This window comes from Aquidulcibacter sp. (assembly GCF_044346625.1).
In the GTDB taxonomy this organism is placed as follows: Bacteria; Pseudomonadota; Alphaproteobacteria; order Caulobacterales; family Aquidulcibacteraceae; genus Aquidulcibacter.
In genome coordinates this window covers 21814-48496 of the sequence record NZ_JBIIYV010000005.1, presented here as the reverse complement: position 1 = coordinate 48496, position 26683 = coordinate 21814, and the positions used below count along the sequence as shown (strand labels likewise).

General features: G+C 57.0%; 24 protein-coding genes. 7 read left to right on the top strand and 17 right to left on the bottom strand.

What is annotated here, in order from left to right:
• Positions 1 to 44: 44 nt before the first annotated feature.
• The 4 genes from ccmB to ACIQ20_RS03020 are packed head-to-tail and all read right to left on the bottom strand — an operon-like array spanning position 45 to position 3119.
• Positions 45 to 722, bottom strand: coding sequence for a heme exporter protein CcmB (gene ccmB, locus ACIQ20_RS03035; RefSeq protein ID WP_395777298.1), 678 nt, complete (start codon positions 720 to 722; stop codon positions 45 to 47).
• Positions 719 to 1366 (bottom strand): heme ABC exporter ATP-binding protein CcmA, encoded by a 648-nt coding sequence (gene ccmA / locus ACIQ20_RS03030; protein WP_395777381.1) that lies wholly within the window; start codon positions 1364 to 1366, stop codon positions 719 to 721. Before ccmA ends, ccmB begins: the two co-directional genes overlap by 4 nt.
• A 5-nt stretch (positions 1367 to 1371) precedes the next feature.
• Positions 1372 to 2004 carry a methionine biosynthesis protein MetW gene (gene metW, locus ACIQ20_RS03025; RefSeq protein WP_395777296.1) on the bottom strand — a complete coding sequence of 211 codons (633 nt, stop codon included), beginning with the start codon at positions 2002 to 2004 and terminating at the stop codon, positions 1372 to 1374.
• On the bottom strand, positions 2004 to 3119 hold the full coding sequence (locus tag ACIQ20_RS03020) for a homoserine O-acetyltransferase (RefSeq protein WP_395777294.1): 1116 nt from the start codon (positions 3117 to 3119) through the stop codon (positions 2004 to 2006). The genes metW and ACIQ20_RS03020 overlap by 1 nt, the downstream gene beginning before the upstream one ends.
• A gap of 104 nt (positions 3120 to 3223) precedes the next feature.
• Between ACIQ20_RS03020 and ACIQ20_RS03015 the strand changes: the two genes are divergently transcribed.
• From ACIQ20_RS03015 to ACIQ20_RS03000, 4 genes are all read left to right on the top strand, one after another.
• Positions 3224 to 4300 (top strand): DUF2855 family protein, encoded by a 1077-nt coding sequence (locus tag ACIQ20_RS03015; RefSeq protein ID WP_395777292.1) that lies wholly within the window; start codon positions 3224 to 3226, stop codon positions 4298 to 4300.
• A 45-nt stretch (positions 4301 to 4345) separates the two neighbouring features.
• Complete coding sequence (locus ACIQ20_RS03010; protein WP_395777290.1) at positions 4346 to 4756, top strand: DUF1499 domain-containing protein; 411 nt, start codon at positions 4346 to 4348, stop codon at positions 4754 to 4756.
• A gap of 1 nt (position 4757) precedes the next feature.
• A complete protein-coding gene (locus ACIQ20_RS03005; RefSeq protein WP_395777288.1) occupies positions 4758 to 5756 on the top strand; it encodes an alpha/beta fold hydrolase in 999 nt (332 codons plus the stop codon).
• Between the two features lie 102 nt (positions 5757 to 5858).
• Entirely contained in the window at positions 5859 to 6746 is an 888-nt protein-coding gene (locus ACIQ20_RS03000; RefSeq protein ID WP_395777286.1) for a response regulator, read from the top strand.
• A gap of 6 nt (positions 6747 to 6752) precedes the next feature.
• On the opposite strand, the gene ACIQ20_RS02995 is transcribed toward ACIQ20_RS03000, so the two are convergent.
• From ACIQ20_RS02995 to ACIQ20_RS02985, 3 genes are read right to left on the bottom strand one after another with little or no spacing between them, the layout of a single operon-like run.
• Entirely contained in the window at positions 6753 to 7727 is a 975-nt protein-coding gene (locus ACIQ20_RS02995) for an NADPH:quinone oxidoreductase family protein (protein ID WP_395777284.1), read from the bottom strand.
• Positions 7728 to 7733: 6 nt separating this feature from the next.
• The gene (locus ACIQ20_RS02990) at positions 7734 to 8771 is read right to left on the bottom strand and encodes an alpha/beta hydrolase (RefSeq protein ID WP_395777282.1); all 1038 of its coding nucleotides are present in this window, start codon (positions 8769 to 8771) and stop codon (positions 7734 to 7736) included.
• Positions 8768 to 9430: a TetR/AcrR family transcriptional regulator gene (locus ACIQ20_RS02985; RefSeq protein WP_395777280.1), complete on the bottom strand. Its 663-nt coding sequence runs from the start codon at positions 9428 to 9430 to the stop codon at positions 8768 to 8770. Before ACIQ20_RS02985 ends, ACIQ20_RS02990 begins: the two co-directional genes overlap by 4 nt.
• Positions 9431 to 9571: 141 nt before the next feature.
• On the opposite strand from ACIQ20_RS02985, the gene ACIQ20_RS02980 reads away from it, so the two are divergent.
• Together ACIQ20_RS02980 and ACIQ20_RS02975 are read left to right on the top strand one after the other, a co-directional pair.
• Entirely contained in the window at positions 9572 to 9970 is a 399-nt protein-coding gene (locus ACIQ20_RS02980; protein WP_395777278.1) for a thiol-disulfide oxidoreductase DCC family protein, read from the top strand.
• Complete coding sequence (locus ACIQ20_RS02975; RefSeq protein ID WP_395777276.1) at positions 9951 to 10109, top strand: DUF2256 domain-containing protein; 159 nt, start codon at positions 9951 to 9953, stop codon at positions 10107 to 10109. Before ACIQ20_RS02980 ends, ACIQ20_RS02975 begins: the two co-directional genes overlap by 20 nt.
• On the opposite strand, the gene ACIQ20_RS02970 is transcribed toward ACIQ20_RS02975, so the two are convergent.
• From ACIQ20_RS02970 to ACIQ20_RS02960, 3 genes are all read right to left on the bottom strand, one after another.
• Positions 10106 to 10969: a DMT family transporter gene (locus tag ACIQ20_RS02970; protein ID WP_395777273.1), complete on the bottom strand. Its 864-nt coding sequence runs from the start codon at positions 10967 to 10969 to the stop codon at positions 10106 to 10108. The two genes, ACIQ20_RS02975 and ACIQ20_RS02970, sit on opposite strands and share 4 nt — an antisense overlap.
• A 111-nt stretch (positions 10970 to 11080) precedes the next feature.
• Positions 11081 to 13969 carry an isoleucine--tRNA ligase gene (ileS, locus tag ACIQ20_RS02965; RefSeq protein WP_395777271.1) on the bottom strand — a complete coding sequence of 963 codons (2889 nt, stop codon included), beginning with the start codon at positions 13967 to 13969 and terminating at the stop codon, positions 11081 to 11083.
• A 202-nt stretch (positions 13970 to 14171) separates the two neighbouring features.
• Entirely contained in the window at positions 14172 to 15221 is a 1050-nt protein-coding gene (locus ACIQ20_RS02960) for a hypothetical protein (RefSeq protein WP_395777269.1), read from the bottom strand.
• A 239-nt stretch (positions 15222 to 15460) separates the two neighbouring features.
• Between ACIQ20_RS02960 and ACIQ20_RS02955 the strand changes: the two genes are divergently transcribed.
• Complete coding sequence (locus ACIQ20_RS02955; protein ID WP_395777267.1) at positions 15461 to 17119, top strand: alpha-amylase family glycosyl hydrolase; 1659 nt, start codon at positions 15461 to 15463, stop codon at positions 17117 to 17119.
• A 428-nt stretch (positions 17120 to 17547) separates the two neighbouring features.
• Here ACIQ20_RS02955 and gyrB read toward each other — a convergent pair whose 3' ends face one another.
• From gyrB to mutM, 7 genes are all read right to left on the bottom strand, one after another.
• Entirely contained in the window at positions 17548 to 20046 is a 2499-nt protein-coding gene (gene gyrB, locus ACIQ20_RS02950; protein WP_395777265.1) for a DNA topoisomerase (ATP-hydrolyzing) subunit B, read from the bottom strand.
• Between the two features lie 17 nt (positions 20047 to 20063).
• Complete coding sequence (gene recF, locus ACIQ20_RS02945) at positions 20064 to 21242, bottom strand: DNA replication/repair protein RecF (protein ID WP_395777263.1); 1179 nt, start codon at positions 21240 to 21242, stop codon at positions 20064 to 20066.
• The gene (gene dnaN / locus ACIQ20_RS02940; RefSeq protein ID WP_395777261.1) at positions 21239 to 22357 is read right to left on the bottom strand and encodes a DNA polymerase III subunit beta; all 1119 of its coding nucleotides are present in this window, start codon (positions 22355 to 22357) and stop codon (positions 21239 to 21241) included. Before dnaN ends, recF begins: the two co-directional genes overlap by 4 nt.
• Before the next feature lie 157 nt (positions 22358 to 22514).
• Entirely contained in the window at positions 22515 to 23951 is a 1437-nt protein-coding gene (gene dnaA, locus ACIQ20_RS02935; RefSeq protein ID WP_395777259.1) for a chromosomal replication initiator protein DnaA, read from the bottom strand.
• Between the two features lie 628 nt (positions 23952 to 24579).
• Positions 24580 to 24852, bottom strand: a complete 273-nt coding sequence (gene rpsT / locus ACIQ20_RS02930) for a 30S ribosomal protein S20 (protein WP_290807448.1) — start codon at positions 24850 to 24852, stop codon at positions 24580 to 24582.
• Between the two features lie 108 nt (positions 24853 to 24960).
• Positions 24961 to 25737, bottom strand: a complete 777-nt coding sequence (locus tag ACIQ20_RS02925; protein WP_395777256.1) for an enoyl-CoA hydratase — start codon at positions 25735 to 25737, stop codon at positions 24961 to 24963.
• A gap of 38 nt (positions 25738 to 25775) precedes the next feature.
• Positions 25776 to 26651, bottom strand: a complete 876-nt coding sequence (gene mutM, locus ACIQ20_RS02920; RefSeq protein ID WP_395777254.1) for a bifunctional DNA-formamidopyrimidine glycosylase/DNA-(apurinic or apyrimidinic site) lyase — start codon at positions 26649 to 26651, stop codon at positions 25776 to 25778.
• Between the last annotated feature and the right edge of the window lie 32 nt (positions 26652 to 26683).

Sequence of the window (26683 nt, the reverse complement as noted above, 5' to 3'; positions counted from 1 at the left end):
TGCGCCGATGCCGCCGAAGGCGGTGAAGGGGTGGTCCCCCCACCTCAATCCACGTGCAGGCGCACCGCCGCTGCTGCCGCTACTGGGGCAAAGGCCAAGGCTGCCAGAACCAAAGCACACAAAAACAAAAATGGCTGGCTGAAAAAATTACCGCCGTTGGCAAGGGCTGCGGCCGCGCTCGCGCCAAAAATCACACTCGGCGCATAAAGTGGCAGAACGACGAGTGCGACCAAGAGGCCACCGCGCCGCACGCTGGCCCCAAGTGCTGCGCCAATCGCGCCAATCAGGAACAGACCCAAACTGCCTACCGCCAATTGACCACATAGCGGCAAGATCACTTCAGGTTCTACGCGGACCAGTAGTGCCGCAATCGGGCTGACGGCGAGCAGAGGCACAGCCGTCGCCAGCCATTGGCCGAGGATTTTGCTTAATACCTGCAAGCTATGCGGCACGGGGCTGAGCAGCATTTGGTCAAGCGTGCCGTCTTCCAGATCGGCTTGGAACAGGCGCTCTAGCGACACCAAACTGGCCAGCGTCAGGGCCAGCCATAAGTAACCCGGACCAATCTTACCCAAGGTGTCGGGCGCAGGCCCCAAGGCAAAAGGGGCCACCATGACGGAGCCTGCAAAGAAGCTCGCAGACAAAAGCGCGCCGCCGCCAGCGCCCCAGCCAAGCCGGACTTCGCGTCTTAAGATCGCCAAACAGGCGCGCAGCAAGCTCATGCCGCTACCCCGCTTTCGACCGTGCCGAGGGTGAGGATGCGAGCGCTGACAACAGGCAAGGGGTCGTGCACGGCGGCCAAGATGATGCCACCCTGTTGCGCGTGCTGGTCCAACAGCGCTCCAAGTAAAGCGCGGCCTTCTTGGTCCAAGGGTGAGGCAGGCTCGTCCAACAGCCAGATGGCGCGATTTTCTAGGAGCAAACGGGCAACGGCGGCGCGTTTGCGCTGGCCTGCCGACAAGACCCCACCTTGCAGGTCCGCTTGTTTGCTCAAACCAACTTGGGCCAAGGTTTCCGCCACGCGATTGCTGCTGGCCCCGCACAGATCGGCCCAAAAGCGCAATTGATCGATCAGCTTTTCCCCGGCCTTGACCGGGTCTTGATGGCCCAAAAAGGACAGGACTTCGCCGGGCTCTTCAATCTCGGGACCTTGCAGGCGCGATAATGTGATCCGGCCTGCGGCAGGGGTGTGAAAGCCGGCAATGGCGCGCAAAAGGGTGGTCTTTCCGCTGCCGTTTGGGCCTTGCAGGGCGATGATGTCCCCCGGCGCGCAGGTGAGATCAAAGTCGGCTACCAAGCGACGAAAACCGCGCTGCAGGGCAACGCCCGAAATCTGCAGGCGCACATCGTGGTGCAAGGCTGGCATGGTCGTCACCGGGCAGTCATCCCGGCACGCTTTAAAACAAACACCGCTTCTTCAGAGAGCCAGTTGAGCAAGCTGGATGTTGCCTGCGACGGTGGGCTGGCTTTCCCGGCTGCAATTCGGGTAACCGATTCCAGATCAAAGCCCGATTGCTTGGCCAGATCGTCAAAATCCAACAGGGTGCACAAGTGCAAATTCTCGGTCTCGTGCCAGGAATCCGGCAAGCCTTGCGTCACTGGCATACGACCTCGCAAAAACAACGAAAGCCGTACTTGCCAGAAACCGAAATTGGGTAGCGACACGACTGCCTTGGCTCCGATTCGGTGCATTTGCTTTAGCACCATCTCGGGCTTGCGCGTGGCCTGAATGGTGCGCGACAGCACGACAATATCAAAGGAATCATCGGGATAAAGCGCAAGGTCAAGGTCTGCGTCGCCTTGGACCACCGAGAGCCCTTTTGCCACGCAAGCATTCACCCCGGCTTGGCTCAATTCCATGCCGCGCACGACGGCGTTCCGCTCTTGCTTCAGGCGGTGCAGCAAAACGCCATCGCCACAGCCAACGTCCAGCACGCGCGCGCCTTGAGGCACGGCATTGATAATGATCTCATGATCGGCGCGGGTCGAGGCGGCGTTTGACATCACAAACCCTGATCTGCAGCGCTGGCGGCCAGAAAGCCTGCCATGGCTTCGTGGAACTGGGGTTCGTCCAGCAGGAAAGCGTCATGGCCCTTGTCGGTTTCGACTTCAAAAGCGGAGACCTCAACGCCTGCCCCGATCATCGCGCGGGTAATGTGGCGGCTATCGGCAGGGGGGTAGTGCCAGTCGGAGGAGAAGGACACGACGCAAGCGCGGCCCTTGAAGGCGGTGAAAGCGTCGCTCAATCGGCCATTAAACCCTGCCGCCAGATCGAAATAATCCATCGCGCGCGTGATATAGAGGTAGGAATTGGCATCAAAGCGATCGACAAAGCGGCTGCCCTGATAGCGCAAATAGCTTTCAATCTGGAAATCCGCATCAAAGCCAAAGGCAACCTCATTGCGGTCCTGTAGCCGGCGACCAAACTTCCGGTGCAAAGCGGCATCGGACAAATAGGTGATGTGCGCAGCCATGCGCGCGACCGACAGGCCTTTGACAGGCTTGGTGCCTTTGATCTGATAGGCGCCACCTTGCCACTCCGGGTCTGCCATCACTGCTTGGCGACCCACTTCATGGAATGCGATATTCTGAGCTGAGTGACGGGCAGCAGAGGCAATCGGCATGGCCGCGCCCACCCGGTCTGGCCGACTGGCGATCCATTCTAGCACCTGCATGCCACCCATCGAGCCACCGATCACCGCAAATAAACGCTCTATCCCCAAATGGTCGATCAAAGCCGCTTGCGCCCGCACCATGTCGGCAATCGTAATGACGGGGAAGGAGAGGCCATAGGGCTGACCGTCTGGTCCAATGGAGGCTGGACCTGAGGTGCCCATGCACCCGCCCAGCACGTTAGAACAGATAACAAAATAGCGGTTGGTGTCGATGATCCGCCCTGGCCCCACCAAATTCGCCCACCAAGCCGGTTGGCCCGTCACCGGATTGGGGCCAGCCACAAACTGGTCGCCGGTCAAAGCATGGCAAATCAGGACGGCATTGGACTTTTCCGCGTTCAATTCGCCCCACGTCTCATAGCCGATTTCCAGCGGCGAAAAGATCGCGCCACTGTCTAAGGGCAGGCCGATGTCCAGACGAAGAATTTGCAAAGCGGAAGTCATGATGACAAGCCGATAGACGGACTTTAAGAAATGGTCGAGGGGCCTCGCACTTTTGATCCAGTCAGTGCAAGGTGTGCGAACAAGAATTTTAGGGAGAACAGGCCATGAGCGTCAATCAATTCGTGCTGGAAATGGGACGTCCGTCGTTTCGCGACATGCAGCTAACGGCGCAATCGCCCGATGATCTGGCAGACGGCGAAGCCCTGCTGGCGATTTCGCGCTTCTCTCTAACGGCCAATAATGTGACCTATGCCATGTTTGGCGACGGTATGAAGTATTGGAACTTCTTCCCAGCCTCCAGCGCCAGCCTCGGCCGCGTGCCTGTCTGGGGTTTTGCTGAAGTCATCGCGTCGAAGACCGAAGGGGTCGCCCTTGGCACCCGTGTTTATGGCTACTTCCCGATTGCGAACACACTGAAAGTTCAGCCGATTAAAGTCAGTGCTGCAGGCTTCCGTGACGGGGCCGCGCATCGCCAAGAAATGGCCGCCGCTTATAATCATTATAGCGTGGTGCAGCCAGAGAACGCAGAAACCGAAGGCCGGGTCGCTTTGTTGAAGCCCTTGTTTATGACAGGCTTTTTACTCGATGACTGGATTGCGGACGAGCGGCATTGGGAGAGCGACTATGTGATCTCCTCCAGCGCCTCCAGCAAGACGGCCTTGGCGATGAATGCCTGCTTGAAGCGTCGTGGCGGGGTCAAGCTGATTGGTCTGACATCGGCCCGGTCCAAAGCCTTTTTGGAAGCCACAGGCTATTATGATCTTGTGGTGACCTATGACCAATTGGCAGACTTGCCGCTGCAAAGCTCGATCTATGTCGATTTTGCGGGCGACCCAGCGGTGACTGCCGGCGTCCATACGCATCTGGCCGAGTTATTGAAGCAGTCCATCATTGTCGGTGGAGCGCATTGGGATGCAGAGCGCACCGCGGCACCTGCCGCTCTGCCGGGCCCCAAGCCACAATTCTTCTTTGCACCAACCCATATGGCCCGCTTGAGCGCGGCTTGGGGCGGGGCTGAGTTTAACCGCGCGGTTGATGCAGCCTTTGACCGGTTTGCCCATGAGTCGCGGGCTTGGCTCGACGTGGTGGAGAGCGAAGGGTTCGATGCGGCGCAAGCAGCTTGGAAGCGGCTGTTGGATAATCAGGTCTCAGCCAAAGTAGGCCTTGTCATTACCCTTTAGCCGACACACCCTGCCGTTCAGATTCGGCCCGTTAAGGAACACCGCATGATCAAAGATTTCCCGCTCGACTTTGCTCGCTTCAAGAAAATCTCAAGACCCAATCAATGCTTGGCACTGCCGTCGGGCTTTCAGGCTGGCGAAGCGCCCGATCTGCAGTCAGGGGTATTTCAAGCCAGCGTCAGCCAAGTCCGCGAGGCTTGGCTGGAAATTGCGCGCAGCCAGTCCCGGGTGTCAGACATTCGCGAAGGTGACGGGCAGATTGAGGCGGTCCAGCGCACAGCTTTGGTCGGCTTTCCCGATTGGATCACCGCAATGCCCGTCGATTTGGGGGAAGGCAAAGCCTCTATTTGCGTCTTTTCGCGTTCGAAATATGGCTATCGCGATATGGGCGTGAACGAAAAGCGGGTGCGCCTGTGGCTGTCGCTTTTGGCGCAAAAGCTGCCGTTGGCGAGTTGAAGTGGCCGTGAAGAAACTGCTTTTGACAGCATTGCGTTGGGTTGGGCTCGTCTTGTTGGCGAGCGTTTTGACTTGGACAGGGACGGGATTGGCCATGGCAGCAGGGGGATGGAAGAACCCACCGCGCGGGGTTTTCATTGAGGTCGATGGCCGCAAGCAACGTCTGGTCTGTGAGGGTGAGGCTCGTCCGGGGGAGCCGACCATTATCTTTGAATCCGGCGCTTATTCGGCAGCAGCAGACTGGGGGTACCTGCAGCCTGAAGTGGCTAAAACAGGGCGCACCTGCTCCTATGACCGCGCGGGTATGGGCTGGTCTGAACCCTCAAAAGCCCCGCGCGATCCGGCCACTTTAGCCAGAGAACTCAAGGCCTTGTTGAATGCTGCGGGCGAAAAGGGCCCTTATGTGTTGGTCGGCCACTCCATGGCTGGGCTTTTGACGCGCGCTTATCTCAGTCAAAACCCGGATGATGTGGTCGGTCTCGTCTTGATCGATGCAGCCGACCCCAGTGCAATTTCAATTCCTGAGGCCCAGATTTGGATTAAGCGCTATCAGAGGCTCGCCAGCGTCGGCGCTGGGTTTGCCCAGTTTGGCCTTGTGAAGCCTCTGGCCCCGTTCTACGCCAATCGAATTGGTTTGGGCGGTGCACCCTTGCGAGAGAAACGCCGCATGTTTGGCGCGCCGTCCCACATGCGGGCTTCAGCTGCTGAGATTGCAGCCACGATTGAAGGCGCCGAGGCTGCGATGGCAGCTGATCGCTATTTGGAGGCCATCCCAGTGGCTACCCTTACAGCGGGGCCTGTATCGGCCGGTCGAAATGCTTGGAAAGAGGCCCAAGCCCGCCCGGCGCGTCTATCCAAACGAGGATCGTCGATCAATGTTGACGCTGCCAGTCATACGACCATCCTCGGCCCGATCTATGGCCAAGCCGTGATCGACGCGATTGCGCGGGTAAAGCGCGATGCTGTTGCAGATATGACCAAATCAGGTGATCGACCCTAGGTGGGTTTCTCACAGTAACATGTGTGGAAGATTCCGCCCTTGGTAAGGCGATCTTAACTCCAAACTGAGTAAGTTTGAGGCTGAATATAGGGAATATCAAGCGTGCCACTCAAACAGAGGACACCACAACGGCTAGATTTGTCATTGTTGTCGATCCTCGTGGTCGACGACCAGCCATTTTTTCGCGTTTTGCTAACCGAGATCTTGCGCAATCTAGGCGTGCACAGCGTTTCGGTCGCGGTCGACGGGGAAGATGGGCTCGACGCCTTTGATTCGGTTAGACCTGATGTCTTAATCACGGACTGGATGATGCCGAATATTGATGGCATTGAACTGACACGGCGGGTACGCGCCTCAGATGATAATGTTCTGAAAGTCACCCCCATCATTTTGGTGACCGCCAATAATCGCAAGAGCCAAATCGAGTTTGCGCGCAATTCTGGCGTGGATGAATTCATTCTAAAGCCTGTCTCGGTGAAGTCGGTTTGTGATCGACTACGCGAAGTGATCGAGCGGCCACGTAACTTCATTGATGATCCTGGCTATTCTGGCCCTTGCCGTCGCCGACGCGCGGAGCCAACCTTCAAAGGGCCTTATCGTCGCTTTGATGATCCCTTAGAGATCGCAACAGAAGAAGAAATGGTTGAGTCGATGCGCTCGATCATGAACTTAGCAGTTGCCAGAATTGGCTTACATGTCAACGCGTTGCGGGATGGCCGGACCGATATCATGCCGCTCTTGCTGCGGGCAGTTGGCGAAGTTCATTCGATTGCGGACGAGATCCAAGACTTCCACGTCTCCCGCGTTGCGCAATTGCTTCGGAGCTACCTTAGCCGGGCCAGCGGGCCTGAAACGGTGCGCCCCGATGTAATCCAGACGCATTTGAATGCGATTGATGTTCTGTTCAAGACGCCCAACCTTCAGACCCGCATGCGCGACCAAGTGGTGAGTGGGCTTGAAGAAGTCATTGCTAAAGTTGGCGTCGGCTAAAACCCATTAGGGCACGATCACCGCTTTTCCGACAAGCTGGCGCGCTATCATCAGATCAAACGCGTCCCGCACTTCGCTCAGGGCGAAGACGGCACCGACATGGGGTTTGAGGCGACCATCCGCAACCAGATCATAAACCGCTTTTACATTCTCGCGCCCGCGCTCGGGGAATTGGCGACCATACTCGCCCGCTCGCACACCCATGACGGAAAAGCCTTTGATGAGGGGCATATTGACCGAAACAGTCGGGATGCGGCCACTCGTGAAGCCAATGACCAATAGGCGGCCATCAAATGCCATACAACGGACACTCTCATCAAACACATCGCCGCCGACTGGATCAAACACAACATCGGCCCCACGTCCGCCTGAAAGGGCTTTCACCGCGTCACGGAAGCCATCTTGCACCAGCAATGTGTGTTCTACGCCCAGATCGCGCAGCGCTTGCAATTTCGTCGGTGAGGCCGAAGTGGCAATCACCCGCGCACCTACATGCAAGCCCAACTGAACCGCTGCCAGCCCGACGCCCCCTGCCGCGCCATGCACCAACAGCGTCTCACCCGCTTGAAGATTGGCCCGACGGACCAAGGCCACATAGGCCGTCAGATAGGCTGCTTGATAGGCAGCAGCCTCTTCCCAGCTCAGATTAGGGGGCTTTAACTGGATGGCGGAAGCAGACAGCACCGCATACTCAGCAAAACCGCCGAGCCGTGCGCCGCCGACAATTTCGTCACCCACCGCCCAGTCGGTTACGCCCGCGCCTAAGGCGACGATCTCGCCCGCACAATCAAGGCCAGGGGTAAACGGCGGGTCTGGCTTGAATTGATACTTGCCTTGGCACATCAAGATATCAGGAAAATTGACGCTCGCCGCCTTAGTTTTGATCAGAACTTCGCCCGCTTGGGGCTGAGGAGTGGCGATCTCGGCCAGCCCAGTCCCAGACAAATCATCGCTGATGGCATGGCACACAAAGGCGCGCATGATCCCTCAGCCACCCATGGCGCGATAGGCGCGGGCAGCTACGCCTGCAATCTCGCGACAGGCACGATCAGCTTGTGCAACGCCGCCGGTATAGGCGGTGAAGCCGTGCGCAAGACTGTCATAGCATTGGTAATGGACCTTAACATCTGCCGCTTCCAAGGCCTCAGCATAGGCTTTGCCTTGATCGCGTAAGGGGTCATGGCCCGCTGTGATAACGACCGCCGGGGCAAGGCCAGCTAAGCTTGGAGCCAAAGCGGGGGAGACGCGCAGATCTTCGCCCAGATTTGGATCTGGCAGATAATTGGCCATAAACCAAGCCATGATATCGGCCGTCAGCGGATAGGCATCGGCACAGGATTGCATGGAGCCTTCGGTTTCAAGAATGGTGGTAGCGGGATAGATCAACAGCTGCAGGAAAGGCTGCGGCAGTTCACGCCGTTGCATCTCTTGGGCAATAATTGCGCTGAAATTGCCACCCATAGAATCGCCACCAACGGCTGCAACGCCTGTAGGGGCACCAAATTCTTGCGCGTGGTCGCGTGCCCAGAGGAAAGAATCGATGGCGTCATCGAGGCCAGCTGGCCAAGGATTTTCTGGCGCTAAGCGATAATCCACCGACAAAACGGGGCAGCCGATTGTCTTAGCGAGGATGGAGCAAAAGGCATGGCAGGTCTCAAGACTGCCGACCACGCCACCGCCGAAGTGATAGAACACCATCAGCGGTGCTTGCGAGTTTTGGTTCGAAGGGCGATAGCTGCGCGCCGCGACCGTGCGTCCCGCAAGCTCTAGGGTGCGGTCCTGACAGCTGACGCCAGGCTCCAATGGCCCGCCGAACAGCACCGTCAAAATCTCTGTCCCTTGACGCGCAAACTCCTTGGTCAGTTCTGGCGGTGGGCCTCGCTTTGTCACGCTATGGGCGATGAATTGGAAACGGGCATCCAAGGTCCTGCCATCGCGCACGACGGGTGTGCCACCGGCCATGGAAACAAGGATTGGGTCTGGCAGTTTCAACAGCAAATTGATGATGGTCTTCTGAAGGCTCATGCTTGCATCTCACTTTGAACGCGCTGAGATCCGCCCAGCACAAAATAGGCGGCAAATCGTGCCGCTGCCTGAATGTCCTTAACTCTGCCGCGCAAGAGGCGGTCGCCGATCTCTTGCGCAATACCGATGCAAGAGGCCGTCAGCAGCTCAGGGTCGACGTGGTCTAGGTTAAACTCGGTGGCAAAGGAGACGATGTCGCTCTTTAGTTCGTCAAACAAAGCTAGGCTTTCAGGCGTATCGAAACGGACTCGCGTCCATTCCGGCATCGCCGCCATTTCCCGGTCAATTGATTGGTCGTTCAGCAGAAAGTTGAAATAGGCCCCAAAGGCGGTGATCATGAAACCTTGGAAATCCTGCCCGGCACTTTCGCGGGCTGCGCGCAAAAGCGGCTTGAAACGTGCCAGCCCATCGTCATGTAAGGCGTGGAACACTTCTTCTTTCGATTTGAAATAATTGTAGAAAGTGCCAGAGGCGAGCTCCGTGCGGCGAATGATGTCGCGCACCGTGGTGCCTTCGTAGCCCAATTCAGCAAAAATCTGCCGGCCGGCTTCGAGGATGGCTGCCCGATTGGCAAGCTTGGTCTGTTCGCGCTTACCCGATTGGTTGCCTTCGGGGCTGTCTGCCCTATCTTTGTCTGCAGAAACGGAAGTGGATTTCATGGCTCTCAGCACCTGCACCGGGATCGACCTCTGTTCTTGGGGGTACCAAATACACCTAGTTGCAATAGCTTGGCGAAATCCTGACAGCGCGTCAACATCGTATCAGCGCTGCCGCTGTTATCTGTTGGAGCCTGCGCGCAGATGAGCCAAACCCATCTAAACGGAAGGGATCAGCCGCGCTTGACCGTCTGGTTCGACGGCGATTGCCCCCTATGTCGGGCAGAAATATCGCTCTACCAGCAACTGGATCAAAAGGCTGGCCGGATAGCCTTTGTTGATCTGACCGGTGATGGCACATGCCCGATAAACCGGGCAGACATGCTGGCCCGCTTTCACGCCCAAGAGACTGGCGGACCCTTGATATCCGGCGCGAAAGCCTTTGCGGCCATGTGGAAGCAAGTCACACCGTTTCAGCCTTTGGGCTATCTGGCGCAATTGCCCTTGATCTTGCCGTTTTTGGATTGGCTTTATGGTCAATTCTTGAAAGTGCGCCCGCGCCTGCAAACCTTGATGGTGGACCGTGAAAAACGCCAAGGGTAAAGTCGTCTCGAAATCCAATCTACCCGATAAGCCCTGCAAAGCGTGCGGTAGACCCTTCTCGTGGCGTAAGAAGTGGGCGCGAGATTGGGATCAGGTGCTCTATTGCAGCGACAAGTGTCGAGTGAGTGCTAAAATTTAGCGCGCGCCTTGGCGTTGAACCAGCCACACGCCGAACAGCAAGATTGCAAGCGCGGCAAAGGTCGTCGCGGGCAAGGCCTCACCAAACGCTAAGGCACCCACAAGGATCGACCAGAAGGGTGCCAGATTGCCAACATTGGACATAAAGACGGGGCCAACCCGGCGAATGGTCAGCACATAGACGAGGTTAGCAACCCCTGTTGATAAAACCCCAAGGCCCAAGATCGCGAAGACATGGCGGGCTTCCAGATGTATTCCGCCTGCTGGCCAAGCGCTGACCGCCAGCGGCAGGGACAGCAAAGCGGCCACCAATACAAAACCAAAACTCATAGCCACCGGATGCAGGTTTGGATTGACCATGCGCACCATCACGCTGGTGGAGCCATAAAGGACAGCAGCTGCGAGCAAGAGAAGTTGGGACACAACAGGCGTCGCCCCAATGCCATGGTTGGACAAGGCTGGGGCAAACAACAGGCAAACGCCCAGAAAGCCGACGCCCACGCCAACGGCGCGTTTGAGGTTTAGCCGCTCACTCGGCACCAGAAAGTGACACAAGATCGCCACCGTTAACGGCGCTGCGGCGATATAAATCGCGGCCAAAGCCGATGGCACGGTCTTTTGCGCGATTGAAATCAAGAGAAACGGCAGTAGTGTGCCCGTTGCGCCAATCAGGGTCAGCACGCCCCATGTCTTATAGTCCGTCAAACGGGGCAGGCGTGCCCGCATCGCGATACAGCCCAGACCCAGCACAAGCGCCCCGATACAGAGACGGCACGCCACCAGAACGGCTGGTGGCAGGACTTCTACGCCAATATGGGTGCCCGCATAGGCAGAGCCCCACAGGATGACCAAAGTGGCCAACAAGCTCCAATCAAGGACGCCGGGACGGGGAGGGCTGGTAGGTGAAGACACAAGCACGGGCGTGCCACGGCCCGCGCAGAGGCGCAAGGCTTGTCCTCACCGCTTGTTCCCTTAGGCGGGGTTCGTTTGGTCCCAAGCCATCACGGCGCGCGCATCCCGCGGCGTGATATCTGGGAAGCCTGAAAGCGCGGTTGCGGGATCAAAGAACTTCCAGCTGCGCGCGCATTTGATGCCGGGCGCGCGTTCAAAGACGACCGCCACGCCAGCGACTTCTTCCAAGCGGAAGGCCTCGGCTGGCCCGTCGCCATTGCGAAGCTCTAGGCCCGAAGTGATGCACAATTCGGCTAAGTCTTCCTGCCCAATTGCCCCACGAATGGCATCATTGGTGACATAGACGATGGGGGCGGCTTCCAGCGACGAGCCAATTGTTTTCTCCCGACGCTGGACTTCCAACGCACCGGTCACGACCCGACGCAAGTCACGCAAATGGCCCATGCGAGATGCCAAAGCCGCATCTTGCCACTCGGCCGGATCATCTTGCAGGGCGTGCAAATGGATAGACTCAGCCTCTGGGAAGTGTGTGCCCCACGCTTCTTCGGTGGTGAAAGGCAGGATGGGCGCAAGCCACAGAAGCATGCGCTCAAATAACAGGTCCAGCACCGTTTGGCTCGCGCGGCGGCGCAAGCTGTCCAATTCGTCGCAGTAAAGCGCATCCTTACGGACATCGACGTAAAGGGCCGAGACGTCGAGATTGGCAAAGTCTGACACAGCCGACAAAGCCCGCTTAAAGTCGTAATCCATCCAAGCCGCGCGGACTTCTTGGCCCACGTCGTAAGCTCGGCCCAACAGCCATTTTTCCAGCAAAGGCATGTCCGCATAGGTGACGGCTTTGTCTGGGCTGAAGTCCTTCAAGCTCGCCAACATATAGCGCAACGTGTTGCGCAGCTTGCGATAGGTTTCACTCGCTTGATCCAGAATGGTTTTGCCCAAGGCCAGCTCATTGGTGTAGTCGGCGGCAGCAAACAAAAGGCGTAGGATTTCCATGCCGTTTTGGCGCAGCACATCTTCCAGCTCGACCCCATTGCCCAAGCTCTTGGACATTTTACGGCCTTGCTCGTCCACGATCATGCCATGGGTGCGCACCGCTTTGTAGGGTGCCTTGCCGCGCGTGGCGCAACTTTCGAGCAGAGAGGATTGGAACCAGCCGCGATGCTGGTCAGAGCCTTCCAGATACAGGTCTGCTTGGGTATCTTCGCCGTAGCGCTTGCGCGTTACAAAGGCGTGGGTACAACCAGAGTCAAACCAGACGTCGAGAATGTCTTCAACCTTCTCATATTCGGCAGGATCATAGGCATCGCCGAGGAAGAATTTGGCATCATTGGTGAACCAAGCATCCGCCCCGCCTGTGCGCATGGCCGCAAAGATACGCTCATTCACCACTTCGTCTTGCAGGATGGTGGCCGTGTCCTTGTGGACGAACATGACCAACGGCACGCCCCAAGCACGCTGGCGGCTGATCAACCAGTCTGGCCGCTCGCTCACCATGGCGGTGATGCGGTTAGAGCCTGCTTCATTGCCCCAATCGGTCGCAGCAATCTCGGCCATCGCCACATCGCGCAGGGTCTTGCCACCCAAATGCTCGACCGGCTTGTCCATGGCGATGAACCATTGCGGCGTGTTGCGATAGATCAAGGGCGCTTTCGAGCGCCACGAGTGAGGATATTGGTGGGTCAAGCGGCCACGCGCCAACAGCCCGCCAGCCTCGATCAAAGCCGCAATCACTGCACCATTAGCTGGGCCTTCTTTACCGGCCTTTTTGCCTTCCAGCTCCAGAACCGCCAAGCCTTCAAAGCCCGGCGCTTCCTTGGTGTAGCGGCCATCGGCATCCACGGTGAACGGAATGTCAGCTTGTGGCAGCCCAGATTTCATCCACACCAGATAGTCGTCCGTGCCGTGGCTGGGCGCGGTATGCACAAAGCCCGTACCCGCTTCATCGGTGACATGGTCGCCAGAGAGGAGGGGGACATCAAAATCATAGCCTTGGCCACGCAAGGGGTGGGCGCATCGGGCCGTGGATGGATCAAAGTCTGCCACGCGCTTGGCTGCGGCAATCTTTGCCGCGCCAAAGACATCGTCTTTTAGCTTATCGGCCACCGCGAGACGGTCGCCAGGCGCTGCCCAAGGCGCGAACGCGAGGTCGGCTTCCATGGCTTCGACTTCATAGACACCATAAGCGATGTCTGGCGAATAGCTGACGGCGCGGTTGCCAGGGATCGTCCAAGGCGTGGTGGTCCAGATGATCAGACTCGCACCTTTGGCGGGGCCCATCAGGATCGGAAACTTCACCCAGATCGTCGGGCTGACTTTTTCCTGATACTCAACTTCGGCCTCGGCCAGCGAGGTGCGCTCCACCGGGCTCCACATCACGGGCTTGGAACCACGGAACACGAGGCCGGTCTTGACGACTTTCAGGAATTCTTCGGCGATGGTGGCTTCGGCTTCATAATCCATCGTGCGATAAGGATTGGCGAAATTGGCCATCAGGCCCATGCGCTGACGCTCACCGCTTTGGATCTCAACCCATTTTTGTGCATAGACGCGGCAAGCGGCGCGGAATTCTGCGGCTGGTACTTCGTCCTTTTTGCGGCCCTTGGCGCGAAACTCTTCTTCGACCTTCCACTCAATCGGAAGCCCGTGGCAATCCCAGCCGGGCACAAAGTCCGCGTCAAAACCCAAGACTTGGCGCGACCGGCAGACAAAGTCCTTCAAGCTGTTGTTCAGCGAGTGCCCGATGTGGGAGTTGCCGTTCGCATACGGTGGGCCATCATGATAGACAAAGCGCGTGCGCCCTGCGCTGGCCTTGCGCTGGCGACCATAGAGGTCTTCTGCCTGCCATTTCGCGACAAATTGCGGCTCCTTCTGCGGCAGGCCTGCGCGCATCGGGAAAGGGGTGTCTGGCAAAAAGATGGTGGGGCGATAGTCGCGTGGTTCTGTGGTCATCGGTCCGGTCTTTAGCTAAGCGCGCTGCGTGGTCTCACGGCAGGCGTGTCATGACTTGATTTTGTGGCGATGTCTTCCCGGCACGCGGAATCGAAGTCAGCGGCGTGCCGGGCTGATAATTCGAAACAGGGCAAAAAGGGCGTGGGCGATGTTCATGGCGCGCGTCATAGCCCAGTTAGGTCACTCTGTTAAGGCAAGCCGGTCATACGACTGGCAGTTGCGTGCTATTGGCCAGAATGACGGTGACTTGCGAGCGGCCCTTAAACTTCGCGTCCTTCAAGAAGCGCGCCCAAGGCCCGGTATGGCCTTCTTGTGGTGTATAGCGCCCAGCCACCACCAAACAGCCCTCTGAAGAAAAGCGGTCATAGGGTTCGAGCAAGGGGGTCTCCGCGCAATGAATATTGTCGTCCGTGGTGGTCGAGACAGTGGCCCCGTGCATGCCCATCGGGGTCGTTGCGCGCAGCACTTTCAACGAACCCGCCCCGCCGCCCGGTCCGTTCTGGCGAAGCGCCCCGATGATGGAGAAGGGGAAGCCGTATTTTTTGTAATTGGAGTGCGAGCCAGGCACGTAATTGAATACGCCCGGCAGCAACATATTGGCGGCCTGCACCCCTAAAGCAGAGGAGACAATGGCCGTGCGGTTTGGCACGGTTGAGGCTGCATAGGTCGATAATTGCTTGGTTTCTGGGTCCCAGACCCCGATAGTGCAGCAGAAATTCAAATGGTCGGGGGCAACAATCGTCAAGCGGTGGCCGGATGCATAAGGATTGCTAGCACGATCTGACACTGCGCCGCGAATGGCAAAGACCACAGGGCCAGACGCGAGCTCTTGATCGCCAACGACCTCTCGCAAAACCGCATCGGTAATGTCCACGCCGCTGCCGGCACGCGCACCAAAGCCTGGCTCACTTAACGGGCGGACCGCCAACCATTTATCTGGCGTCACCACTTCAGCCAATTGCGGCTTGCGCCAAGCAAGGCCGGTTCCCCGCGCGACCGCTGCTTCGGGGCTTTCGCGCACGGCGGGGTCCTTGATCAAGCCGTCCCGGATTGAAGATTTAGGAGGGCCCGCTTTGCCCACCTCTGGCTTGGCTGGAGCTTGCGTCGGTGCTGGCGTCGGCTGGGCAGGGGTCGGTTCGGGTGCGGGCGGATTGGCATCACGGTCCTTGTTACGAGAAAACCAAGACCAAATGCCCCAGCCAGCCGCAACGCCAAGGCCTGTACCGCCCAAAATCATCCAGCGCCGGTTCATCGTGACAGTCCCCTTGAGGTCATTTTAAGCCTCTTGCGTTTTGCGACCTACATACCTGCTTGGTGGCCCAGTCCATCTGAATTTAAAGCCAAGTTTCTTTAATTCTTCACAAACAGATAAGGCTAACTTCTGCTCTAAGCCTATTTGTAGCAGGGGTCGAGCCGCATCACACACCCTTGCTTTTCAGACATTGTCCGGCACTATGTAGGAAAACAACAAGAATCTGGGTGGAGGGCTGCATGCTTAAGAATCGCTGGAAAATGATCCTGCGCACGGGTGCCTGTGCGGCGAGTGTTTTGCTTGTCAGCACCTTGGCTTTTGCTCAAACACCGCACCCGGTGCAACAAAAGGAACGTCCGAAAGTGTCTGAACCCATCTCGTTTGCAAATCCCCATGATCTGGCGCTTGCGCCCAAGCTTGCCGCGCGTGAAGCCGATTGGCGCATTGGTCCGGTTGTGTATCAGGTGATGGTTGATCGGTTTGCCCCCTCGCGCGATTTAGAAGCCAAGCGCGCCCTTTATGCGGCCCCTCGGACCTTGCAACCTTGGTCTAAGGCACCCACGCGCGGCAAGCTCCTGCCAGAGCAAGGCCTGTGGACGCATGAGCTGGATTTTTGGGGCGGCGATCTCGACAGCCTCGCCAGCAAACTCGACTATGTAAAGAATCTGGATGTGGACGTCCTTTATTTGGGGCCAATCCATGACGCTTTCACCAACCACAAGTATGACGCCAATGATTATTTCAAAGTCTCGCCTGAATATGGCACCCGCGATGATGTCAAGAAGCTGGCAGCGGGCCTCCACGACAAGGGCATGCGACTGGTTTTGGATGGCGTTTTGAACCATATGGGGCGCAATTCGCCACAGTTTCAGGACGCGCTTAAAAACCCCCAAAGCCCTTACCGAGATTGGTATTTCATCGGCCCAGAATACAAAATGGGCTATCGCGGCTGGTGGGATATTGCCAATCTGCCCGATGTGAAATGGGAAACCCCTGCCGTGCAGGCCCGTCTGTATGGCGATCCTGATTCGGTCATTCAAGGCTGGTTGCGCGATGGGGTCGATGGCTGGCGGTTGGATGTGGCTTATGACATTGGCTTTAAGTTTTTAGGCGATGCTACGCGGGCTGCTCACCGTGCTAAGCCGGGCTCGCTGATGCTGGGTGAGATTTATAATTATCCCGAACAATGGCTGGGGCCGATGGATGGGATGTTGAACATCACCGCTGGTGAAGTGATTTATGAGCTCGTCGATGGCAAGGTTTCGGGCCGCCAAGCCGCGTCGATCTTGGAACGCATGGTGACCGACAGCAATTACGAAGGCCTGCTGCGGTCATGGATTGTGCTGGACAATCACGATCGGCCCCGCTTGATCAATCGCTTGCCCGATCTTGCTAACCGTCGCATGGCGCAAGTTCTTCAGTTCACACTGCCGGGCTCGCCCAATCTCTATTATGGCGTTGAAGTGGGACTAGAAGGCGCAGATGACCCGATGAACCGTGCACCGATGGATTGGTCAAAAGCCAATGACAACAATCCAGAGTTCGTCTGGCTGCGCCAACTGACACGCCTACGTAAAGAGATGCGCGCCCTGCGCATTGGCGAATTCCGCCGCCTCGATACCGAAACCCTGCTGGCCTTCACCCGCTATACCGACAAAGTGGGGGAGCTGGCGGTGGTGTTGGTCAATCCAACTGATGCGCCGGTATCCGAATTCCTGTCTGTCCGAGATTCAAAGCTGATGAATAACGAGCCATTGAAGGACGTTTTCACCGGCTATCAAACCCGTGCCCGCGCAGGCCTTATCCGCGTCGAAGTGCCCGCCAATACGGCCATGCTGCTGCGCCCTGTGCTGCAAGATCCAGCCAAGGAATATACGGCTTATAAGCGGGTGCAGTAGGGGGGCTGCTCTGCTCTGCGCTTCGCTTCGGCGGGGATATTGGAGCGCGTGAGCCACGAGCAGCGCATGTCACCACGTATCTATGCGCACCTTGTGGTGCGCGGTCTTTTGGGCGTGCTTTTCTGCAAAGCCGACCCCTTTGAATGACGTAGCTACTTGGAAGCGGTTTGGTGCCAATTCTGGTCACCCAACCGCTATCTCAATTGTTCGTGCGACCTCTGAGTAGTCAAGTGCGCAACTTTGCCGCGTCGTGAGGCGATCCGTCTTCAAAGAAAACGGACACTTGACTAACCAGATGTCGCGCTAATCCTGGAGGATCAATTTTGGTGAAACAGGGTTTCCACCAAAATGGGTCCAGACTAAAAGGAAAGCCCTTAGACGTGCGCCGACTTAATGAGTTAAACGCACTTGATGACAAGAGGCCAGACCTAAACGTCCACTTCGGCTTCCAGCGCGAATTCTTGGATGAATTCGCGGCGGGGTTCCACGATGTCGCCCATCAGGCGGGTGAACATGCCGTCGGCTGTGTCAGCATGGTCGACAAAGACGCGCAGAAGCGAGCGGGCCTCTTTGTCCAAGGTGGTTTCCCACAATTGGTCGGCATTCATTTCGCCCAAGCCTTTATAGCGTTGGATGGTGATGCCTTTTCGGCCGGCCGCGCGGACGGCCTCCAACAAAGCCAAAGGTCCGTGGATTTGGGTTTCGACTTCGCGGCGTTTGATCTTAGCCAAGCCGTCATAAGCACCAGCCATAGCTGCGGCGCGCTCTGCCAAGCGGCGGGCGTCTGATGAGCCCAAGACGTTTTGATCCAGCTTGATGGTTTCCGCAACACCGCGCACTTCGCGCGTCATCACAAGGCCCGAGGCATCAATCATGACGGTCCAGCTATCTTCGCCTTCATCAGCCAGCTCGTTCAGCCGCGAGGCCAAACGTTGCGCCGACTCTTGTCCGGCCCCGATCACAAGCGCACCGGCAAGCGCCGCCTGCTCAATCGCAAACGCCGGGAAGCGGGTGGCCAGACGACGGACGGAGCCTTCAAACCCTTCGGCATCTTTCACAGTTGCCACCAGATCGGCCCCAAGGCGGCCTTCGCCACTGGACAGCGTCAAAATGGCATCCGTGGTGCCTTCTTCGATGAGATAGGCTTCCAGCGCCGCATCGTCTTTCAAATAACGCTCTGACCGGCCCTTGGAGGCCTTATACAAAGGCGGTTGCGCGATGAACAAATGCCCACGCTCAATCAGTTCAGGCATTTGGCGGAAGAAGAAGGTCAAAAGTAGGGTACGGATGTGCGCGCCATCGACATCTGCGTCCGTCATGATGACGATCTTGTGGTAACGCAATTTGTCTGGATTAAAGTCATCTCGACCAATCCCGGTGCCAAGCGCAGTAATCAAGGTGCCGATTTCTTGGCTCGACAACATCTTATCAAAGCGCGCACGCTCGACGTTCAAAATCTTGCCGCGCAGGGGCAGAACAGCTTGGAAACCGCGGTCACGACCTTGTTTGGCTGAGCCGCCTGCCGAGTCACCCTCGACGATGAAGATTTCTGACTTCGCGGGGTCACGCTCTTGGCAATCAGCAAGCTTGCCGGGCAGGGAAGCGATATCGAGTGCGCTTTTCCGGCGGGTCAATTCGCGAGCCTTTTTCGCTGCTTCACGGGCCGCAGCGGCTTCGACGATCTTGGCCATCACGACTTTGGCGAGGCTTGGATTTTCCTCAAACCAAGCGGCCAGAGTTTCGCCGACGGTGTTTTCAACCGCCGGGCGGACTTCGGACGAGACCAGCTTGTCCTTGGTTTGGCTGGAAAATTTCGGGTCCGGGACTTTAATGGACAAGACGCAGGTTAAGCCTTCGCGCGCGTCATCGCCGGTGATGTCGACCTTCTCGCGCTTGGAAATACCGGACTTCTCGCCATAGGCATTGATCACGCGGGTAAGCGCACCACGGAAGCCCGCCAAGTGGGTGCCACCGTCACGCTGGGGGATGTTATTGGTGAAGCACAGCATATTTTCGTGATAGCTGTCGTTCCATTGCAACGCGGCCTCCACCACGATGCCATCCTTCTCACCCTTCACGAAGATGGGCTTTTCGGTGACGCTGACGCGGTTGCGGTCAATATGCTGGACGAAGGCTTCCACGCCGCCGTCATAGCGCATGATCTCTTCATAGGGCTCCGGCCCACGCAAGTCGCGGAAGCGCACGGTGACGCCGGAATTCAGGAAGGCCAATTCGCGGAGGCGGTGCTCCAACGTCTTGCGATCAAACTCCACCATGGTGAAAATGGTGGGCGAAGGCCAGAAGCGGACGCGTGTGCCCTTCTTCCCGGCTTCAACCGGGCCAACAAGTCGCAAAGGCGCTTTGGCTTCACCCAAGGCAAAGCTCATGGTGTGTTCAATGCCATTGCGGAAAATGGTCAACTCAAGCAGGTCGGACAAAGCATTCACGACCGAAACACCCACGCCATGCAAGCCGCCAGACACCTTGTAAGAATTCTGGTCGAACTTACCGCCCGCATGCAACTGGGTCATGATAACTTCAGCGGCAGAAACACCTTCTTCGCTGTGAATGTCGGTCGGGATACCGCGTCCATCATCTTCCACTTCGGCGGAGCCGTCGGGATAAAGTGTTACGTTACAAATGGTTGCGTGGCCCGCAAGAGCTTCGTCAATCGCATTATCGACGACTTCATAGACCATGTGGTGCAGGCCAGAGCCGTCGTCAGTGTCACCAATATACATGCCGGGGCGCTTGCGCACCGCATCCAGTCCTTTGAGGACCTTGATGGAATCCGCGCCATAAGAGGCTTGCCCATTGGCATCACGGCCATTCTCGTCAAAGCCTTCGGCATCAAAGACGCGATTATCTTCGACTTCTGGTACGTTTGACTCGGCTTCTGGCTCACTATTGCTGGGAAGATCGCTCATGTGGCGTCACACTTCTTTCACTGCATCAACCGGACTGATCCCGGTGAGACTTCAAACTGGGTTGCGCGCGAACCAAACTCCTCAAACAGATTTTGATCCGTGCCCGTTAGCCAAGATTGACCTGGAAGCACCAGTAATTCCTCACAGAGTGCGGCGCGTCGGGCAGGGTCAAAATGGGCTGCGGCTTCATCCAGTAAGACTAGCGGATTCGGCCCAGAAAAGCCCGTACTTTTTGCCGTTGGAAGGCCTGAAGCTATCCGCCGCGCTTGGGCTAAAATCAGTGTAACTACAAGGGCTTTCTGCTCTCCCGTCGAGCATTTCTGAGCGGGCATGCCAGAGGGGGCGTGGATCGCAGTTAAATCCGAACGATGCGGGCCATCTAAGGCCCGTCCAGCCGCCGAATCACGGGCCCGGCAATCATGCAATTGGCGCGCATAATCGGCTTCTGCCAGTGCTGCGTGGCTCGCTTCACGCAGGCTGATTTCGAATGAACCTTCAAGGGCAAGAGTTGCTTTGGGAAAGGCACCATCAGGCCGTTGGGCAATCTCGGTCTGCAAGGCATCAACCGCTTCAAGGCGCGCAAGACCTAGCGCTACACCGGCCGCAGCCGCTTCAGCTTCAACAACGTTCAGCCAGCGCGTGTCAGGCTTAGGTTCTTCCAACAGGCGCGCACGTTCGCGCAGGGCCTTCTCAAATTGGCTGGCCTGCTGAGCATGCTCTGGAGCAATTGCAAACACCAAACGGTCGAGGAATTTGCGCCGCTCGCCCGCCGGGCCTGCAAAAAGGCGGTCATAGGCGGGGGTGAGCCAGAGCAACCGTACCGTCTCTGCCAGATCCTTGGGCCCAGCATCCTTGCCATCAATGCGGGCAACACGTCTTTGCCCTGTCGCGGTGCGCTCAAGTCCCACCCCAATCCGCCGCGCCTCATCGCCTAATTGTATTAGGCCTGTAACAGCAAAAGGACCACCGTCAGGGCCTTGGCGGGCCATTTCCTCAAGGTCTGCCCCACGCAGGCCGCGCCCCGGCCCCAAAAGCGAGAGGGCTTCAAGAATATTGGTCTTGCCGGCACCATTGGGGCCAAACAAACAGACGGGCCCATCGCCTGTCTCTAGATCGAGGCGCGGGTGGTTTCTAAATTGGGTTAGATTAAGCCGCCGCACAAAGGCGCGCGGGGTCGCGACAAGGTCAGACGTCACACGCGCAGCGGCATCAGCACAAAGAGCGCATTGGGGTCATTACCGTCGCGCACAAGGGTAGGTGATGCTGCGTCAGCAAACTCAAACCGCGCTTCACCGGTACCAATTTGGCCTGCGATATCGAGGAGGTATTTCGCATTGAACCCAATCTCAATTGTCTCGGCGCTATAGTCTGCTTCCACTTCCTCGGTCGCTGCACCGGTTTCGGGGCTGTTGACCGCCAAAATGACTTTCGCATCGCCAATGGTGAGCTTGATGGAGCGCGAACGCTCTGCCGCCATGGTCGCCACCCGGTCAACTGCGCGCGAAAACTCATCATTACGCACCGTCATGATCCGCGAATTCCCCTTTGGGATGACGCGTGTATAGTCTGGGAACGTGCCGTCGATCAGTTTCGAGGTCAGCGTTGTGCGGCCAAATGAAAACTGGATCTTGGCGTCCGAGACCGCGATCTCAACTTCATCAGCCGCATCATCTAACAAGCGCCGCAACTCTTGCACAGTTTTCCGCGGGATAATGACGCCGCGTACAGCCGTCGCGCCTTCAGGCTGCGGATAATCGGCGAGGGCCAGGCGGTGGCCATCAGTGGCAACGGCACGCAAGGCTGGACCTGAATCCCCGGTCGCCGAATGCAAGTAAACGCCGTTCAAATAATAGCGCGTCTCTTCGGTCGAGATAGCAAAGCGTGTGCGGTCAATCAAACGGGCGAGGGCTGAACGCTCTAAGGTGAAGCGAGAGTCAAAGTTGCCACTGGACATGGCGGGGAAATCGCCAGCTGCCAACACAGGGAGATTATAGCGGCCACGGCCCGCGGTAATGGTCACGCGCGGGTCGTCTGGCGACAAATCCAACCGCACTTGCGACCCATCCGGCAGTTTGCGGACGATTTCATACAGCAAATGAGCAGGAACCGTGATGGCACCCTGACGTTCGACATCGGCTTCAGCGCCGTCAACAATCTCAATATCAAGGTCGGTCGCCGCGAACGTGACGCTGCCATCGCGGGCTTCGATCAGAACATTCGACAAAATGGGGATTGTATTGCGCCGCTCAACGACACTTTGCACATGGCCCAGAGCTTTCAAAAGCGCTCCACGTTCGATCGTTAGACGCATACCCGAACCCGCTCCCCGAGAAAATCTTCAGTCAATGGCACTCGACATTCCATCCGCGGGCTACAAACGCAACGGACGGGCAGAACCATTTTGATTCTGGCCAAGTTGAAGATTCATTTTGCCCGATTTTTATCACCTTGCGCAATGACTTTAGCCGCTATTCGGTGATCTTCCGGCCAATTTCCTGCAATTCGGCTGCAAAGGTAACATCTAGAGCGGCCAATTCTTCAATCCGCTTCACCGCATGCATAACCGTGGTGTGATCGCGCCCACCAAATCTTTGGCCAATGTCTGGGAAGGAGCGACGGGTTAGTCGCTTGCAGAAATACATCGCCACTTGGCGCGGCCGAGCCACGGCGCGATGACGACGTTGAGAAACTAAATCTTCCAAAGTCATATCATAGAAAGCTGCGACCCGACGCTTAATCGTCTCAACCGGCACTGACTTTTCAGGAGGGCTCCAATTGCCCGATAACGCCTCAACAATAACTTCCATACTTGCCTCCCGGCCAATCAAAGCTGAAGCCGCAAACACCTGTTTGATGGCCCCTTCAACTGCACGCCCAGTTCCCGTGATGCGCGCTGCAATCAGATCAATCCCTTCGTCGGGCAATACAAACCCACCCCGACGTGCATTGAGCTCGCTTGTTTTGCGCTTGGCAATAGCCCGACGCAATTCGAAGTCAGGTTCATTGATTTTTGCAATAAAACCGCCTTGCAGCACGCAGCGCATCCGGCTGTTGAGGCCTTGCAAGCCGTCAATGGCGACGTCAGCTGTGCAGACAACTGTGCGTCCGCGCGAAATTAGATCGTCCAACGTCTGGAAAAATTCGTCCTGAGTGGCGGACTTGCCGCAAATGAGCTGCAGATCATCGATCAACAAAACGTCTGCCCCGCGCAGGGCCGCCTTGAAAGGCCCAGTCTCGCGGTCACGCAGAGCAGATTGAAATTCGTTCAGGAAGCGCTGTGCGGTCAACAATAACACGCGCTTCTTTGGCGCTGTTTCGCGCAAGCGCGTAGTAACGGCTTCAAGAAGGTGGGTTTTCCCAACCCCGTGCAAGCCATGAAAGAATACGAGATCGCCTGTACCTGGCCCTTCAGCAAGGCCGCGTGCGATCGCGACAGCGACCCGATTTGCTTCGCCCACCTCGTAATTGGAGAAAGTTTTGGCTGAGCCGGACAATTCCACGGGGTCTTGCGCGGCTTCTGCGACGGCAAGCTCTTGGGCTAGCTCAAGGTCTTCATCCGCAATCACATCATCAGATGCAAGCGCCTCAGCGTCCGCCACAACCAAGCGCACGCGGCGACCAGCTGGATCCAGTGAGGACCAGCGCGCTTGCAGACGGTGTAAATAATCTGTGGTCAGTCGGGCTACGGCATAACCATTAGGTGCGCCAAATGTGACCGAAGCCGTGTCAATGGCGATTAGGCGCAAAGGTTCGATCCAAGCCCGGAATGCGTCAGGGCCCAGCTCTCCGCGTAAACGAGGCAAAGCCGTTGCCCACAATCCCCGAGCCGAAGACAGCTCTAGATCTGCAGGCAGGTTGGCTAAACCAAGTGTCGCCGAAACGCTCGTATGCACCCCATAGACCATTACTCAAACCACCCCGCCATTTAACTGTCCCAAAGGACCACCCATTTTGTACTCAGTGCTCCAGACACAGTTCCGCGTTCGCCATTTGGCGTTATTCGCTGGAAGAGGTCCAAGACTGGGCAAAACGCCATCCCCGCTTGAAGCAAGAGGACCGACGTCGTGGTTAAACTAAAGCCTACACAGCGCCGGTACGCAACAGCATTTTCATGCGTTTGACATCTGTTTTTTCTGCTGCTGAGGCACCTGATTCGCTTGACAGGTGAAGATTCCCAATAATCAGCGGGGCTTATGCAAAAACTAACAAAAGCGTGATGCTATACAACCCTGTGGATAAAATTTCCGAACCAATAATCTCGTAAAAAATTCAATTAAACCATATACTTAGATAAAATTAAGGCAAAGAAAGCCAAATAAACCCTATAAACACAAACAGCCGCATACTGGCGTATGCGGCTGTAGGATACTTGACTTAGAATGTTCCGTGTACCGCGCCATTTCTGACTGCTCAAAAGTAAGGCATTCGGCACAAATTATTTTGGTGAGATGTCCAAGTCCAAAAACCCTAAAACCGAGGTATCCGGATTATCTCACTTTTCAGTCCATGCTCGGCGAAATTGCTCCCAACTGATTAAGCTGGACGTGCAACTGCCTTCACGCGCTGAGCCAAACGCGAAACCTTGCGAGAAGCAGTGTTCTGATGGACAACGCCCTTCGATACTGCGCGCATGATTTCTGGTTCCGCAACACGAAGGGCTGCGGTAGCTGCTGCGCCGTCACCTGAAGCGATTGCTTCTTCGACTTTGCGGATAAATGTGCGCATGCGCGAGCGACGGGCGGTGTTTACCAGCGTGCGGCGCACGATCTTGCGGGCCATTTTTTTGGCCGAAGGCGTATTGGCCATCGTTTAATCCGATTTAACGTGTGAAAGAGATAGCCACGTGGCTACCCAAGAGGGGGCGGTGTATGCCGAAACAGGGGCCAAAGGTCAAGCAATATTGCCTATGTTTCATCAGCGGCCAGTGAATTGCGCTGGACGCTTTTCATTAAAGGCCGCCATGCCTTCCTTTTGGTCTTCGGTGCCAAACAAACCATGAAAGATCCGGCGTTCAAAGCGCACCCCTTCCCTCAACGGCGTTTCGAAGGCGCGGTCAACGGCTTCCTTGGCCGCCATCACTGCCAGTTTACCATAGCCAGCAATGGTTTTCGCCGTCTTATGAGCTTCGTCCAACAGCGTGTCCGCAGGCACAATCCGTGCAACAATCCCGCAGCGTTCGGCCTCGATTGCATCCATCAGCCGACCGGTCAAAATCATATCCATTGCCTTAGCTTTGCCCGCAGCGCGGGCAAACCGTTGCGTGCCACCGGCACCTGGAATAACGCCGAGCTTAATCTCTGGCTGGCCAAATTTTGCTGTGTCCGCCGCGAGGATCATGTCGCACATCATGGCAAGTTCGCAGCCGCCCCCTAGAGCAAAGCCGGCAACAGCCGCGATGGTCGGCTTGCGGCAACGGGTTACTCGCTCCCAATTGGCGGTGATAAAGTCTTGGCCATAAACATCTGCAAACGTCTTGGTCGCCATCTCTTTAATATCCGCGCCTGCGGCAAAAGCCTTGGCTGAGCCGGCGATAACAATCGCGCCAACATCCTCGCTGGCTTCAACCACATCAAGACAAGCAGTCAGTTCGTTCATCAATTGCTGATTGAAGGCATTCAGGGCTTCTGGACGGTTAAGGGTGATGGTTGCAACCCCGTCAGCGACGTTCAGAAGGATGGTTTCATAGGCCATGGGTAAACTCCTGTTACAGATTATAATACGGGGCAGCGTCAGGTCTGACAGGTTAGGCAATAGAAGCTGGAACGCCCTGACTGCACAGTCCGATGAATCCGCTCATGCGGCGTTCCGACAGCCGGGCTGCGCGGGCAGGGCAGCCCTTCGCGGCCATATACGTCGAACCTTTCTTGAAAACCACCCAAGGAGCCATCGGCTGCAGCAAAATCCCGCAAGGTCGAGCCACCTGCTTCAATCGCTTCTATGAGTACCGCGCGGATGGCCTCTGTTAAAATGGCAACCTCTGACGGAGTCAGCGTGTTGGACAGACGCATCGGGCTGATTTGGGCACGAAACAAGGCTTCACAGACATAAATATTGCCCAAGCCCGCCACATTAGCTTGATCCAACAAGGCTGACTTGATCGGGGTTCTCTTTGTGGCGAGTGCTTTGGCCAAATGATCGGCCGAGAAGTAATTGCCCAAGGGCTCTGGCCCCATCTTGGCAAAGTGCTTTGACTGTTCAAGCCTTGCCGTGGGAACGATATCCATAAAGCCAAAGCGGCGGGGATCATTGTAAATGACCTTCGCACCTGTCCCAACATGCAGCACGACATGATCATGCTTGGGGTCTGCCCCCGTGTCATAGGCATAGTCGTCAAAGGCCAGCACGCCGCGCTCATCGACAATCGAAAAGCGGCCTGACATGCCCAAATGCATAATCAAGGCTTCTTCGGTGTTGAGATAAGCAATAAGATATTTCGCACGCCGGTCGAGGCTTTCCACTGTTGCCCCTTCAAGGCGCTCGACAAACCGGGCTGGAAACGCAAAGCGCAGGTCTGGGCGGCGTGCTTCCACGCGGACAAGGGTCTGGCCCTTTAAAGTGGGCTCAAGGCCTCGTCTAACAGTTTCGACTTCGGGTAATTCAGGCATAATGACGCACTAGTAGATATGGCGGACAAGAG

Excerpts from the sequence above, each read along its gene's own strand:
- dnaA (WP_395777259.1), bottom strand. The coding sequence starts at position 23,951 with ATGGTCTATGGGGTGCATACGAGCGTTTCGGCGACACTTGGTTTAGCC.
- ccmA (WP_395777381.1), bottom strand. The coding sequence starts at position 1,366 with ATGCCAGCCTTGCACCACGATGTGCGCCTGCAGATTTCGGGCGTTGCC.
- gyrB (WP_395777265.1), bottom strand. The coding sequence starts at position 20,046 with ATGAGCGATCTTCCCAGCAATAGTGAGCCAGAAGCCGAGTCAAACGTA.
- dnaN (WP_395777261.1), bottom strand. The coding sequence starts at position 22,357 with ATGCGTCTAACGATCGAACGTGGAGCGCTTTTGAAAGCTCTGGGCCAT.
- ACIQ20_RS03010 (WP_395777290.1), top strand. The coding sequence starts at position 4,346 with ATGATCAAAGATTTCCCGCTCGACTTTGCTCGCTTCAAGAAAATCTCA.
- ACIQ20_RS02980 (WP_395777278.1), top strand. The coding sequence starts at position 9,572 with ATGAGCCAAACCCATCTAAACGGAAGGGATCAGCCGCGCTTGACCGTC.
- ACIQ20_RS02995 (WP_395777284.1), bottom strand. The coding sequence starts at position 7,727 with ATGCGCGCCTTTGTGTGCCATGCCATCAGCGATGATTTGTCTGGGACT.
- metW (WP_395777296.1), bottom strand. The coding sequence starts at position 2,004 with ATGTCAAACGCCGCCTCGACCCGCGCCGATCATGAGATCATTATCAAT.
- ccmB (WP_395777298.1), bottom strand. The coding sequence starts at position 722 with ATGAGCTTGCTGCGCGCCTGTTTGGCGATCTTAAGACGCGAAGTCCGG.
- rpsT (WP_290807448.1), bottom strand. The coding sequence starts at position 24,852 with ATGGCCAATACGCCTTCGGCCAAAAAAATGGCCCGCAAGATCGTGCGC.
- ACIQ20_RS02925 (WP_395777256.1), bottom strand. The coding sequence starts at position 25,737 with ATGGCCTATGAAACCATCCTTCTGAACGTCGCTGACGGGGTTGCAACC.
- ACIQ20_RS03020 (WP_395777294.1), bottom strand. The coding sequence starts at position 3,119 with ATGACTTCCGCTTTGCAAATTCTTCGTCTGGACATCGGCCTGCCCTTA.
- ACIQ20_RS02960 (WP_395777269.1), bottom strand. The coding sequence starts at position 15,221 with ATGAACCGGCGCTGGATGATTTTGGGCGGTACAGGCCTTGGCGTTGCG.
- ACIQ20_RS02990 (WP_395777282.1), bottom strand. The coding sequence starts at position 8,771 with ATGAGCCTTCAGAAGACCATCATCAATTTGCTGTTGAAACTGCCAGAC.
- ACIQ20_RS03015 (WP_395777292.1), top strand. The coding sequence starts at position 3,224 with ATGAGCGTCAATCAATTCGTGCTGGAAATGGGACGTCCGTCGTTTCGC.
- ACIQ20_RS02985 (WP_395777280.1), bottom strand. The coding sequence starts at position 9,430 with ATGAAATCCACTTCCGTTTCTGCAGACAAAGATAGGGCAGACAGCCCC.
- ACIQ20_RS02955 (WP_395777267.1), top strand. The coding sequence starts at position 15,461 with ATGCTTAAGAATCGCTGGAAAATGATCCTGCGCACGGGTGCCTGTGCG.
- mutM (WP_395777254.1), bottom strand. The coding sequence starts at position 26,651 with ATGCCTGAATTACCCGAAGTCGAAACTGTTAGACGAGGCCTTGAGCCC.
- ileS (WP_395777271.1), bottom strand. The coding sequence starts at position 13,969 with ATGACCACAGAACCACGCGACTATCGCCCCACCATCTTTTTGCCAGAC.